This window comes from Collimonas sp. NPDC087041, from assembly GCF_044745265.1.
Lineage (GTDB): Bacteria > Pseudomonadota > Gammaproteobacteria > Burkholderiales > Burkholderiaceae_D > Collimonas.
In genome coordinates this window covers 192011-204928 of the sequence record NZ_JBIUZX010000007.1, presented here as the reverse complement: position 1 = coordinate 204928, position 12918 = coordinate 192011, and the positions used below count along the sequence as shown (strand labels likewise).

The following is a 12918-nucleotide window of genomic DNA, read 5'->3' as shown; positions in this document are numbered from 1 at the left end:
TATAGTCACCGGCGCAAATCTTTGTCGGAGTCGCGCAATCTTTAGGTTTAGTTATCGAATTGCCACGGATAAGCGTGATAAGTAGCGGCAACCGCCGGCGGAATCGGTGCCTCGATGCCGGCGCAGATGGCGCGCAGTATGTCGGCGCTGGCGATATCCAATTGGCCGCCATCGGCACTGCCATTATCGGCGACGGCCAGCAGCGCCTTCACCAATTGCGGCTTGGCCAGTGGTGCAAGACGGTTGGCGTTGTCCAGCGCCTGGCGCACGCGCGGAAAGCTGAGGCCCGCGCCATCGCAATAATCCTTGGCGGCGATATCGAGCTCGGGGCATAGCTGGGCGCTACGCAGGAAGGCCGCGATGCGCGCTTCATCTGCGTTAGCGGCGGTAGACGGCACGCAGACGTGTGCGACCAGCGACAGCAGCACGGCGATATCGCTCTTCAGCTCGGCGAGGCGATTGAACTTGATCTGCACCAGGCGTCCGGCGCGCGGCCCCAGGCGGCGCGCCAGGATGGTTTGCAGCACGAACTCGGCCAGCGTGATGCGGTTGTCGGCGGCAATCAACTGATCGACAATCGCCAGCAATTTGTCGCGCTCGGGTTGCGCCAACTGGCGCAAAGCCGGCATCGCCAGGTCGACCAGCGGCAACCTGGCGCTACGCGGCAACTGCGCAGTCGATTCGGCCAGGAAGGTCGTCAACGCCGCCTGTTGCGGCGCTTCTTTTTTGAGCACTGCCAGTTGCTGCTCGCGCTCGGCGTCATCGCCCAGCAGCAACGCATACACCACGGCGCAAGCGGCTACCGGGTCATGCACCGCGCTGTCCAGTTGCGGTGCCAACGGCGATGTCCTGCCGCTGCTGTTGCCGAATTCAAGCGATGGCGTTGGCGAGCCGGTTACCGTCGATGTCTGGATTGGCGAAGCGTCGCCGGCGGCGGCAAAACCTGCGGCAGCTGCGGCAGTAAAGGGCAGGTCAGCCAGGCGTTCGCTGTGTTCGGCAAACGGTACCGCCAATTCCGGCGCTTCCAGCGGCCCCATGCTGCGGCCGTAAATGCGGCGTAGCCGTTCCGTCAGCGGCGGATGCGTGGCAAACCAGCCGTCCAGAAGGTTAGGGCGGGCACTGCCGAGGAACAGGTGCGACAGTTGTTCGGCATTTGCATGATTGATTTGTGAACCGATTTTCTTGCCGTCGGTAAGGCCGCCGATCTTGCGCAATGCGCCGCCGATGCCGTCCGGATTGCGCGTGAATTGCACCGCGCTGGCATCGGCCAGGAACTCGCGCTGGCGCGATACGGCGGATTTGATCAGGCGGCCGAAGAAGATGCCGATGTAGCCGACCACGTACAACACCAGGCCGGTAACGATCAAGACCAGGTGCCATGGCGGCCCCTTGTCGTTGCGGTCGCGGACATCCCAGAAGCTGCTGCCGAAATTCATCAGTTGCTGGCCGAAGCCGGCGATCATCTGGATTCCGAACAGGACGCCGATCAGATGCACGTTGAGGCGCATGTCGCCGTTCAGGATGTGGCTGAACTCGTGGCCGACCACGCCTTGCAATTCATCCCGCGTCAAGCGGTTGAGCGTGCCGCGCGTGACCGCGACCACCGCTTCATTCTGATTGTAGCCGGCGGCAAAGGCATTGATCGCGTCTTCCTGCTCCAGCAGATATACCTTGGGGCAGGCGATGCCGGAAGCCAGCGCCATTTCCTCGACCACGTTCAGCAAGCGCCGCTCCTGCAGGTCGCGCGTGGCCGGCGAGACCAGGCGGCCGCCAGCCATTTGCGCAACAGCGTCGCCGCCGTCGCGCAGGTTGAAGGTCTGGATCAGCGTACCGCCGCCGATCAGCAGCAGCGTGATCAGCGTGTTGGTTTCAAAGAAGCCCTTTGGATAGCTGCGCATGACGCCATGATGGGCGCCGAACTTGAAGGTCCAGACCAGCGCCATCGCCAGGTTGACCGCCACCACGATCGCTATCACCGCCAGCGCGAACAGGAACACCAGTTTCCTGGTTTCCTGCCGTGCCTGGTGCTGTTGTTCAAAGAAAGTCATGCTCGCAGCTCAGTCAGGAGAGGTCGGGATGCCAGGCATAGGCAGCCGGCATCGCGCCGGCCGCATCGGACCAGCTCAGAATGTGACCTTGACTGCCTTGCGTTCTTCCGGCGCTTCGGTGGCTTGCAGCAATTCGGCAGGCTTGAATGAAAACATGTTGGCGAAAATCGAGCCGGGAAACTGCTCGATGGCCGTGTTGTATTCCATCACGCTGTCGTTGTATGCCTGGCGCGAGAAGCCGATCTTGTTCTCGGTGCCGGTCAGCTCTTCGGTGAGTTGCATCATGTTCTCGTTGGCCTTCAGGTCCGGATAGGCTTCCGACAATGCAAACAGTTTTCCCAGGCTGGAGCTGAGCGCGCCTTCGCTGGCGGCCATCTGCTGGACTGCGGCGGCGTCGGTGGCGTTGCCGGCCACCTTGGCGTTGGCGGTGACGGCCTGGTTGCGCGCGGAGATCACCGCTTCGAGCGTTTCGCGCTCGTGTTTCATGTAGCCCTTGGCGGTTTCCACCAGGTTCGGGATCAGGTCGTAACGGCGTTTCAGCTGCACATCGATCTGCGCGAAGGCGTTCTTGAAGCGGTTGCGGAAGCTCACCAGACGGTTATAGATGCCGACCATCCAGGCCACGATGGCAAGCACGACTGCCAGAAAAATGATGAAACCGATCATTGTTTTCCCCAAAAAAAAGCCGCCGGACAAATTATCCAGCGGCAACGTTATATGACAAGAAGCCGAAAAGCAAGTGAACTACAGGTTCTTCGGCTTCGAGCAATAGGAGTGGGGGCTTACTTGGCGCTCTCGCGCGGTGCGGACGACATCTGCGTCAATTCGTCCTCGGTGATGTATTCAAACACCTTGACCACCTTTTGCACGCCACCGACACCGGCAGCGATTTCCGCTGCCCGATTGCCTTCACGCTCGGTGACCCGGCCCATCAGGTAGACATTGCCGCGTTCGGTGACAACCTTGATCGAATTGCTGAATACATCCTTCGCATCCACCAGTGAGGCGATGACCTTGCTGGTGATGAAGGTGTCGTTGGAGCGCGAAGAGAATGTCGACGGTGCGCCGATCGCCAATTCGTTATCGACCGAATGGACGTTTTCGATTCCCTGCACTTCGCGTTCGGCGGCGGCCTTGGCTGCATCGTCGCGTACTTCGCCGGTCAGCAATACCTTGCGGTTGAAGCTGGTGATGTTGACGTGGCCATCCTGGCCGACGACACCCGGAACTCGCGATTCGGCCTTGACAATGATTCCCTTGTCCTCGGTTTGCGCACCCAGCGTGCGCCGGTCAGTCACTGCGAAGCTGCCGGCGACGGCGGCGCCGCCAAGCGCCAATGCGACGCAGCCTTGCAAGCCCAGCGCCACCGTTCCGCACAATGCCACTGCGGCCAATGGACGCTGCCATTTGCTCCAACTTCCCCGATCAATCATTCGCATCTCCTCCAAATAAAGCGACATCGATGCCGTCGCATAAGCAGTGTATTGTCAACAGATGGACTTCCTGGATGCGTGCGGTGCGGTCGTGCGGCACGCAAATATGGACATCTGCCTCAGTCAGTTTCTTGCCGATGGCGCCGCCGCCTTTGCCGGTCAGCGCAACCACGCGCATTTCGCGTTCCAGCGCAACATCGATCGCCGCCAGGATGTTAGCCGAATTGCCCGATGTCGAGAACGCCAGCAATATATCGCCGGCCTGCCCAAACGCCTGCACCTGCTTGGAAAAGATTTCGTTGAAGCTGTAATCGTTGCCGACTGCGGTGATGATCGAGGTATCGGTGGTAAGCGCCAATGCCGGCAGCGGCAGCCGTTCCCGTTCAAAGCGTCCGACCAGTTCCGCTGCAAAATGCTGGCAGTCGGCAGCAGAGCCGCCGTTGCCGCAAGCAAGAATCTTGTTGCCATTGGACAGCGCGGAGAACATAAGTTCAACCGCATTGGAAATCGGCCCGGCCAGGACCTCTGCTGCACGAGCCTTGAGTTCGGCGCTTTCGTTGAAGTGCGCCAGGATGCGTTGATTTATCATGATGTCGGTTTGGATGGTGGTGGACGCTGTTGAAAATGCGCGTGGCGGCTTGAAGCTGTGTTGCCGCGCGATCTTCTCGGAATTGTTTTCTGGTTAATATGCTGGCTGACGGTCGTCATGGGTTGCGCTGGCCAGATTATAGCTGGCGCCGCAGCTTTACCGGCACAACGTGGCGAGGATCAGGTATCGAATGCGTTTTTGATCCATTCGATGTGCTCACCCTCGATGGCCAGCACATCAAAGCGGCAGGCCGGAGGTTGCGGGTAGCGCTGCAGGAAAACCTGGGCGGCGATGATCAGCTTGGCCTGCTTGCTGTGCGTCACGCTGGCTGCCGCGCCGCCATAGCGGCTGCTGCTGCGTTGCCGGACCTCGACAAACACCAGTTGCGGCGATGGGCCCGGCTGGCTCAGGATCAAATCGATTTCACCGCCCTTGCAGCGGAAATTCCGTTCCACCAGTTTTAACCCGCGCTGCTGCAAATACGCCAGCGCGATGTCCTCGGCTGCTTGACCGCGTTGATTCGAGCGACCGGGCAGGAGAGTCCCGAGGATGCTCATGGCGGCGATGGCATGCAGTTGGGCGGGGACACGCGCTCAGTGTGCGTACAGCGGCGTGACAACGCCGTTCTGGTACACCGCCTCCGGCTCGACGCGCTCAAAGCTGGGGGCATCGATGCCGACGCCGAAAGTGACATTGAGCCGGCCGGTGACGCCGTCGATCTGGAATACGCTGTTGCGCGCGGCCACCTCGCGGGCAATGCGGAAGGCGTCGATGCCGAGCGCGTACAAGCGATCGAGATCGGCGTTGGGTTGCTGCTCGGCGCCATCGGTGCGACGCGGATAGACCATCACGGCCGGATGGTCAGGCTGGACCTGCCAAGGAATATCCAGCAGCCGTACGCCGTTCAACTCAGGAATCTGATGTTCGGGATTGCTGTCGCCAAGCGTCAAAGGATTCATTTGCGAAATGCCGTAGATCGGCGTCTCGTCGCCGACCGCATTGCGTATCTGCTTGGTCTGGTCGGCATTGAGGGCGGCAAACAGCAGGCGCGGTTTTTCGTTCTGGATGCGTTGCTGCAATTGCGTCAGGGCGCCGGGGTTGAGCGCGCCGTCGGCCATGCTGAATGTCATCAGGTCGGCGTGCAGGCCGCTGCCTTGCAACTGTTGCGTGAAGGCGCTGGCGACGCGCTTTTGCCAGGCGGCGCTGGTGCTCAGCACGAATACCTTGCCCGGCGCGAGTTCGGCGCCCACCCAGCTGGCAACCTGGCGCGCTTCGGCTTCGATCGATAGCCCGATCGGCAGCAATTGCGTCGGTAACGCCTGGTCCTTGTCGCTGGAGAGATCCGGCTGGGTCAGCGCAATCGTCGGTTTTGTCACCTGGCCGTTCTGCACGATGGCGGTGATGCCGGTGCGCGACAGCGGGCCGACCAGGATGTCGTATTTCTTGCTGGCCGCCGCATAAGTCGCCAGCATGTCGGCCGGCGTATCAGCGGATTCGATCACGGTCACCGCCAGGTCGCTCTTGTCGCGTTCATAGGCATTCAGGAAGCCGGCGCGCACTGCGTCAGCAGCCGCGCCCAACGGGCCGGAGCGTAGTGGCAGCAGCAAGGCGATGCTGGCCAGTGGAATGGTGTTGCCGCTTGGATCGGGGCTGGCCGCTTCGACGATGGTTGTGTTTGCCAGCGCAGGCGGGCACAATCCGTTCAACAGGATCCCTGCCACCAATGTCAGCTTGGCCCATTTATATAACATGCATAACTCCCCATGACTCATCAATCTGCAAGCGCCCTCGTCACTTCGTCAATCCTGGATGAGGTGGCGCAGCAGGCGTATCCCGCGTCCACATTATATGTGCTGGCCACGCCTATCGGAAATGTCTGCGATATCAGCTTGCGCGCATTGCACGTATTGTCGATGGTTGATGCGGTGGCTTGTGAAGATACCCGGAATACTGCGCATTTGTTGAGTCGCTACGGCTTATCCAAGACTTTGCTGGCGGCGCATGAACATAACGAGCGCGAAGCCGCCGACAAGATCGTCGCCCGCCTGCAGGCTGGCGAGCGGATCGCGCTGGTGTCCGATGCCGGCACCCCAGCGGTGTCCGATCCGGGCGCGCGGATTGTCGATGCGGTGCTGCGCGCCGGCTTGCGTGCATTGCCGTTGCCGGGGCCGTCGGCAGCCGTTACCGCGCTGTCGGTCAGCGGCCTGGTCAACGACCAGTTCCAGTTTGTCGGCTTCCTGCCGAGCAAGGGTCGCCAGCGCGAAATCGTGCTGAGCGGCCTGGTCGGCGCCAGCGCTACGCTGGTGCTGTATGAGGCGCCGCACCGCATCATCGAAACCGTCGACGCACTGTTGCTGGCCTTCGGCCCCGAGCGCCAGGTGGTGCTGGCGCGCGAACTCACCAAACTGTTTGAAAGCGTGCATCGCTGCGCATTGGGCGACGCTCCGGCGTGGCTGGCGGCCGACGCCAATCGGCAAAAGGGCGAATTCGTGTTGTTGGTCGAGGCGGCGCCGGTTGCACTCGACGATAGTGCGGAAGGAGAGCGGGTATTGAAGATTCTGCTGGCCGAATTGTCAATCAAGCAAGCTTCTGCCTTGGCGGCGCAAATTACCGGTCAAAAGAAGAATGCCCTTTATGAAAGAGCTCTCGCCCTGAAAAGCGAGTAGGTTTTGACGGGCAGGCAGAATGAGAATATTTTGTTATTAATTTTTCGTCATTGTTTTCATGATTAATCAGATTTGTCTTATGCGGATTGGCCGGTAAGGGAAATCAGATAAGCACAAATTCAGCAATGCGGCGATGTATTTTCACAACGGCACTGACATCGCAAATTAGTTCCCGGCCGGGGTTCGATAGTAAAATCCGCCACCTTGTGCAATGCGTCAAAAAGTTTTTTAAAAAGCAATAATGAGAAGTAAGTGGTTCACGCATTCCTGGATGCCGGACCTGCCCTTACCAACAAGATGAGAGAAACCATGAGCAATACGCAAACCAGCGGTAACAGCGCCGGATTCAAGTCATCCCGTCTGCACATCGTCACGCTGGCCGCACTGGGAATCGTGTTCGGCGATATCGGCACCAGTCCGCTGTACTCGTTGAAAGAATGTTTCAGTACCGAGCATGGCATCCCGTTTACACCGGATGGCGTGCTGGGGATTATCTCGATGCTGTTCTGGGCGATCACGATCGTGGTGTCGCTGAAGTACGTATTGTTCGTGATGCGCGCCGACAATAACGGCGAAGGTGGCGTGCTGGCATTGATGGCGTTGTCGCTGCGCACCGCTCAGCACGGCTCGCGGCGCGCCAAGATATTGATGATGCTGGGCGTATTCGGCGCCTGCATGTTCTACGGCGACGTCGTGATCACTCCGGCCATCTCGGTGTTGTCGGCGGTGGAGGGGCTGGAAATCGCCACGCCGGGGCTTACCCGCTACGTGCTGCCGTTATCGCTGGTCATCCTGATCGGCTTGTTCCTGATCCAGAAGCACGGCACCACCGTGGTCGGCAAGCTGTTCGGTCCGGTCATGTTCATCTGGTTCGTATCGCTTGGCCTGCTCGGCGTCTTCAATGTGATCAAGGCGCCGCAGATCCTGGCCGCGATCAATCCCTACTATGCCTACGCGTTCATGCAGGCGCATGCGCTGCAAGCGTTCGTGGTGCTGGGTTCGGTAGTGCTGGTGCTGACCGGGGCCGAAGCCCTGTATGCCGACATGGGCCACTTCGGCATCCGTCCTATCCGATTTGCCTGGCTGTACACCGTCATGCCATGCCTGTTGCTGAATTATTTCGGCCAGGGCGCCAACCTGCTGGTCAACCCAAGCGCGATCCAGAACCCGTTCTATCTGATGGTGCCGGATGCATTGCTGATGCCGATGGTGATCCTGGCGACCGCCGCCACCGTGATTGCGTCGCAAGCGGTGATCTCCGGCGCGTTCTCGCTGACCAGCCAGGCTATCCTGCTGGGCTTCGTGCCGCGCATGCGTATCCTGCACACCTCGGAAGATGAACGCGGCCAGATCTATATCCCGATGATCAACTGGATGCTGCTGATCCTGGTGGTTGCAGTGGTGTTGGCCTTCAAGAAATCCGACAACCTGGCCGCTGCGTACGGTGTCGCGGTGACCACCACCATGCTGATCACTACGGTGTTGGCGGCAGTCGTCATGCGCACCGTCTGGAAATGGAATCCTTTCCTGGTGGCGCTGGTCATCAGTGCTTTCTTCGTGGTCGACTTTGCATTCTTCGCCGCCAACCTGTTGAAGATTGTCGACGGCGGCTGGTTCCCGTTGCTGCTCGGCGGCTTCGCTTTCTTCCTGTTGATGACATGGTACGCAGGCCGCATGCTGCTGCGTGAACGCAGCAAGGATGAAGGGATTCCGCTGGAGCCGTTCGTCGAAGGCTTGCTGGCGCATCCACCGCATCGGGTCGAAGGCACTGCCGTGTTCATGACCGGCAATGTCGACACAGTACCGGTGGCGATGCTGCACAACCTGAAGCACAACCGCATCCTGCACAAGCGCGTGTTCTTCCTGAAAATCAGTATCTGGGACGTACCTTTCGTCGAAGACAGCAAGCGCCTGACCTTGCGCGAACTGGGCAAGGACGTTTATGTGCTGCGCGCCGCGTTCGGCTTCAAGGAAGCGCCGGACGTGCAGACCGTGATGGCGCTGACCACTGCGCAGTTCGGCCTGGAGTTCGACGTGATGGATACTTCGTTCTTCCTGGCGCGCGACACGGTGATCCCGAGCAAGATTCCGGGCATGCACTTGTGGCGGGAAAAACTGTTTGCGTGGATGTATCAGAATGCCGCCAAACCATCCGACTTTTTCCACATCCCGGTCAATCGCGTGGTTGAGCTCGGTACCAAAGTCGAAATTTAAGCGCTACACCCTTCAGCGGAAGCCGTCCTGGCTTCCGCTTTTGCACAGGATCGGATATCGCGCGGCGCGGTGCTCCGGTCCTAGTTCTCTCCGGGTTTGCCGAGCTGTACCTGGCAACGCCACAATTGATGTCCCGAAGCCAGATATTTGCTCTCGAACGGCGTAATCGGCGCTGCCGTCTGGTATGGCTCGCAGCCGACGTCGATGCCGCTCAACTGCGTCAGCGCGCTGGCGCATTCCTCCACATAGATCTGCCAATTGCTGCGGCATTCGAGAATGCCGCCCAGCGCGACGATATCCGGAAACACCGGATGGCCGTGCCAGCGCCGGCTCAACTGGCCGATCTTTGGCCACGGATTCGGGTAGAGCAGGTAATGGCGCACCGGATAAATCTGCGCCGCCAACAACAAGCGCCAGTAATCCACCAGATCGGCGCGGATCCGGATAAGGTTTTGCGGCTGCGGCGCATTGCCGGACCACAGCGTATTGCGGCCAACCCGGTCCGCCGACTGGTCGACGCCGATCACGAAATGATCCGGATATTGCGCCGCCAGATGCATGGTCGACAAGCCGACCCCGCAACCCGCATCCAGGATCAATGGCATGCTGCCGGCAGCATGCCAGGCGGCGATGCTGGCGTCGAATGCCGCCTGGTTATAGCTGCTGACAGGTTTCTGGAATTTGTGTGCTGCGTGCTTGGCGACGGTTGCCGCAAGCTGGTCGTGGACGCCGGTTTGCGCACTGTGGATGGGACTGGAGTTGGCGAACATGAAACGTGAGGATGAGGGTGGGGCACGCTACAGGACGCCTGCCGGCTATTTGCCGATCGGCGCGTTGCTGTGTGCCAGGTTCGCTAGTTTAACGGCTGTCGGGAACCTGGCAATACAAAAGCAGCCCCAAGCCACCCGCTTGCTTCCGATGCAAGGCGGGCGGGTTGGAAACTGGGTTGATCTGAATCTGTCCGGCTTACTGTAAGGTAACGGGCTGGCTCATCATCGAGTCGTAATTGCCCAGGAAAGCATCAATGTCTTCGATGCTCGGCTCTGTTGCGATCAGGTCTTCGACCCCTTTACGGAAAAACTCCGCCAATGCACCAGCAATAAAAATCTCGCGCTTGAACGATTTATCGACGATTTCATAGCCACCGAAACGCAAAGCTTCACGTTGTTCATCGGCACCAAATTCGACGACGCTGTATTGGTCACTGTTATAAATCAGGTTCATATGCGCTCCCGGTAATTAAGACAGAAGGTAATGATTGAGTAAGCAGTTTTCAAGCCAGCTGGTGAAAATATTATTTTTTAGCTCCTTTTCCGATAGATATGTTCCCGTTTGGACAGACATATTTCACTGACAAAAGAATTGATGCACCGTTTCGTTACATAGTACGCCACACGATATGTTTGTCACGTATTAAATAATGATGAAGGCAATGCATTTTTACTAAAAGCTTACTCAATATTTGTATATCGCCAAGTGCCGCCAGGGAGACTGTTCGGCGGCAGCGTCAGGCTTGAAGGCGCTTACTCAATCCATTCAAACATGATGTGCTGATGTGATCCCGTGGTGATGGCGACATCGCGGGTTTTCGATTGTCCATTCTTGATGGCTTCGATGCGATAGTGCCCGGGAGGCAATTGCGCCAGGAAGAACGGGCCCTTGGATACCGCATCGAGAACGGTCTGACTGTGAGCGTCGTTGATTTTCACATGGACGTCGGCAGTAAATTCATCTTTGGGTGTTGCCTTGACGACAAATTCAAGCTCCAACGGATAATTTTTTGCTTCTCGCTGCATGTTGGCCGCGTCGTCTTGTCCGATGCCGCCCGACAGGTAGCCGGCAGCAGCGGCGGCAGTGCGCGTATTCTGCGCTTGCGCGGCATTGACGGAGAAAGCAGTGGTGGCGGCAACCAACACCGATAGCGCAAAAAGACTGTGCTTGTTCATGATGCATCCTCCACAAAAAAAACAGGTCGGTATGGCAACAAATAAGCTGGCTCAGCTCACAACTACAGAATAGGATATTAAAATTAAAACAAACTTAAATCTGAAAAATTGCGCGGAATTAACCGTTTTCGCTGTGTTGCGGTAATGGTCTTTAATCTTCCCGCAAGCCGACAGGCGCTAGGTATCGCGCAACGCGCGCCGATACTGTATCGCTTCCGCCACGTGCGCCGCGGCAATGTTGTCGGCGCCGGCCAGATCGGCGATGGTGCGCGCCACCTTTAGCGCGCGATGATAGCCGCGCGCCGACCAGTGCAGATGCGTCATGGCGTTGCGCAATATCTTTTCACCGGCGCTGTCGGGTTTGCAGAAATGATCGATTTCAGCGGTCGACAAGGCCTGGTTCTGTTTGCCCTGGCGCGATAGCTGAAGCGCGTGCACCTGCTCGACGCGGGCCGCAATCAGCGCCGACGGTTCGCCATCGGCTTGCTGCAGCAATTGCTCGTGGGGCAGCGCCGGCACCTGGATTTGCATGTCGATCCGATCCAGCAGCGGCCCGGAGATTTTGTTCTGGTAGCGAGCGATGCCGTCCGGGGTGCAGCGGCATTCCTTGGTGGCGTGGCCCAGATAGCCGCAAGGGCAGGGATTCATCGCCGCGATCAATTGAAAGCGTGCCGGAAAGTCCGCCTGACGTGCCGCCCTTGAAATCGTGATGTGACCCGATTCGAGCGGTTCGCGCAATACTTCGAGGACACGGCGATCGAATTCCGGCAATTCATCAAGGAATAAAACGCCTCGGTGCGCCAGCGAAATCTCGCCGGGACGCGGTGGGCTGCCGCCGCCAACCAGCGCCACCGCGGATGCAGTGTGATGCGGCGCGCGGTAAGGACGGATTTTCCATGCATCGCCGGAAAAGCCCTTGGTCAACGATTGCACCGCCGCCGACTCCAGCGCTTCCAGATCGCTCATCGGCGGCAGGATGCCCGGGAAACGCAACGCCAGCATCGATTTTCCGGTGCCTGGTGGGCCGATCAGCAAGACGCTGTGGTTGCCGGCCGCAGCCACTTCCAATGCGCGTTTCGCTTGCAGCTGGCCTTTTACATCGCTGAAATCGGGATGGCTGCGTGGTTTCGATTGGGCTTGTGGAATATGACGCTGGAGCCTGGTTTCGGCCTGTCTGGAGGAAAAGTGCGCGCATACCTGCAACAGCGATTCGGCTGGAAGAATATGTGCGTCCGACACCAGTGCCGCCTCATCTGCATTGGCGTGCGGCAGGATGAAGGCACGTGGCGATGCAGATGAAGCGCTATTGCCGGTCTTGGAGGAGGCGTCGGCATTGCGCTTATCCGACGTCATGGCAAACGTCATGGCAAGGGCGCCGCGAATCGGCCTCAGCTCACCCGACAGCGACAGTTCGCCGGCAAATTCGTAGGCGTCGAGTTCGTCCGCCGGCATCTGTCCCGATGCTGCCAGGATGCCGAGTGCGATGGGCAGGTCGAAGCGGCCGGATTCCTTGGGCAGGTCGGCCGGCGCTAAATTAACGGTGATACGACGTGAGGGGAATTCGAAGCGCGCGTTCTGCAACGCTGCGCGGACCCGGTCCTTGGATTCCTTGACCTCGGTTTCGGGCAGGCCGACGATGGTGAAGGAGGGCAGACCATTGGCCAGATGGACTTCTACTGTGACTTCGGGCGCCTGCATGCCTGCCAGCGCCCGACTTTTCAATACCGCTAGCGTCACCGGCTTGGCGGAATCAAGGGCGTTTCAGTTGTGCTTCAAGTTCTGTGACGCGTGCTTCCAGTGCTTCCAGCTTGGCGCGGGTAGTCGCCAGCACTTGCGCCTGCACATCGAATTCCTCGCGTGTGACCAGGTCCAGTTTGGAGAAGCCCTGGCCCAGCATGGCCTTGACGTTTTTTTCGATGTCCTTGGCTGGCGAGTTTTCGATCGCCTGGTTGATCTTGGCTTGAATGTCGTCGAAGAAGTTGGGTTTGTTCATGATCGTCCTCTGGGAGTGAAAAGGTATGG

13 protein-coding genes are annotated in these 12918 nt (G+C 59.0%); 2 read left to right on the top strand and 11 right to left on the bottom strand.

The genetic code is table 11. The annotated features are described in order from the left end of the window. Positions 1-47: 47 nt before the first annotated feature. The 6 genes from ACIPF8_RS15000 to ACIPF8_RS14975 all read right to left on the bottom strand — a co-directional run bounded on the left by ACIPF8_RS15000 (position 48) and on the right by ACIPF8_RS14975 (position 5821). Entirely contained in the window at positions 48-2048 is a 2001-nt protein-coding gene (locus ACIPF8_RS15000) for a M48 family metallopeptidase (protein ID WP_400422286.1), read from the bottom strand. A 75-nt stretch (positions 2049-2123) separates the two neighbouring features. Further along, on the bottom strand, positions 2124-2714 hold the full coding sequence (locus ACIPF8_RS14995; RefSeq protein WP_400422284.1) for a LemA family protein: 591 nt from the start codon (positions 2712-2714) through the stop codon (positions 2124-2126). A gap of 116 nt (positions 2715-2830) precedes the next feature. Next, positions 2831-3481, bottom strand: coding sequence for a BON domain-containing protein (locus tag ACIPF8_RS14990; RefSeq protein ID WP_400422281.1), 651 nt, complete (start codon positions 3479-3481; stop codon positions 2831-2833). Further along, the gene (locus ACIPF8_RS14985) at positions 3474-4070 is read right to left on the bottom strand and encodes a phosphoheptose isomerase (protein ID WP_400422278.1); all 597 of its coding nucleotides are present in this window, start codon (positions 4068-4070) and stop codon (positions 3474-3476) included. The genes ACIPF8_RS14990 and ACIPF8_RS14985 overlap by 8 nt, the downstream gene beginning before the upstream one ends. A 179-nt stretch (positions 4071-4249) precedes the next feature. Then, the gene (locus ACIPF8_RS14980; RefSeq protein ID WP_400422275.1) at positions 4250-4627 is read right to left on the bottom strand and encodes a YraN family protein; all 378 of its coding nucleotides are present in this window, start codon (positions 4625-4627) and stop codon (positions 4250-4252) included. Between the two features lie 36 nt (positions 4628-4663). Next, entirely contained in the window at positions 4664-5821 is a 1158-nt protein-coding gene (locus ACIPF8_RS14975) for a penicillin-binding protein activator (RefSeq protein ID WP_400422273.1), read from the bottom strand. A 12-nt stretch (positions 5822-5833) separates the two neighbouring features. Here ACIPF8_RS14975 and rsmI point away from each other — a divergent pair, with 12 nt between their 5' ends. Both rsmI and ACIPF8_RS14965 read left to right on the top strand, forming a co-directional pair. Then, positions 5834-6736 (top strand): 16S rRNA (cytidine(1402)-2'-O)-methyltransferase, encoded by a 903-nt coding sequence (gene rsmI, locus ACIPF8_RS14970; RefSeq protein WP_400422270.1) that lies wholly within the window; start codon positions 5834-5836, stop codon positions 6734-6736. Between the two features lie 297 nt (positions 6737-7033). Continuing rightward, the gene (locus ACIPF8_RS14965) at positions 7034-8950 is read left to right on the top strand and encodes a potassium transporter Kup (RefSeq protein WP_400422454.1); all 1917 of its coding nucleotides are present in this window, start codon (positions 7034-7036) and stop codon (positions 8948-8950) included. A gap of 80 nt (positions 8951-9030) precedes the next feature. Here ACIPF8_RS14965 and ACIPF8_RS14960 read toward each other — a convergent pair whose 3' ends face one another. From ACIPF8_RS14960 to ACIPF8_RS14940, 5 genes are all read right to left on the bottom strand, one after another. Beyond that, positions 9031-9720 carry a tRNA (guanine(46)-N(7))-methyltransferase TrmB gene (locus ACIPF8_RS14960; RefSeq protein ID WP_400422267.1) on the bottom strand — a complete coding sequence of 230 codons (690 nt, stop codon included), beginning with the start codon at positions 9718-9720 and terminating at the stop codon, positions 9031-9033. Positions 9721-9916: 196 nt separating this feature from the next. Next, positions 9917-10174 (bottom strand): DUF3567 domain-containing protein, encoded by a 258-nt coding sequence (locus tag ACIPF8_RS14955; RefSeq protein WP_014008142.1) that lies wholly within the window; start codon positions 10172-10174, stop codon positions 9917-9919. A 299-nt stretch (positions 10175-10473) separates the two neighbouring features. Continuing rightward, positions 10474-10896, bottom strand: coding sequence for a carboxypeptidase regulatory-like domain-containing protein (locus ACIPF8_RS14950; RefSeq protein ID WP_400422264.1), 423 nt, complete (start codon positions 10894-10896; stop codon positions 10474-10476). A 177-nt stretch (positions 10897-11073) separates the two neighbouring features. Next, positions 11074-12633 carry a YifB family Mg chelatase-like AAA ATPase gene (locus ACIPF8_RS14945; protein WP_400422261.1) on the bottom strand — a complete coding sequence of 520 codons (1560 nt, stop codon included), beginning with the start codon at positions 12631-12633 and terminating at the stop codon, positions 11074-11076. 13 nt (positions 12634-12646) lie between these two features. Then, on the bottom strand, positions 12647-12889 hold the full coding sequence (locus tag ACIPF8_RS14940) for an accessory factor UbiK family protein (protein ID WP_061534814.1): 243 nt from the start codon (positions 12887-12889) through the stop codon (positions 12647-12649). Positions 12890-12918 lie beyond the last annotated feature (29 nt).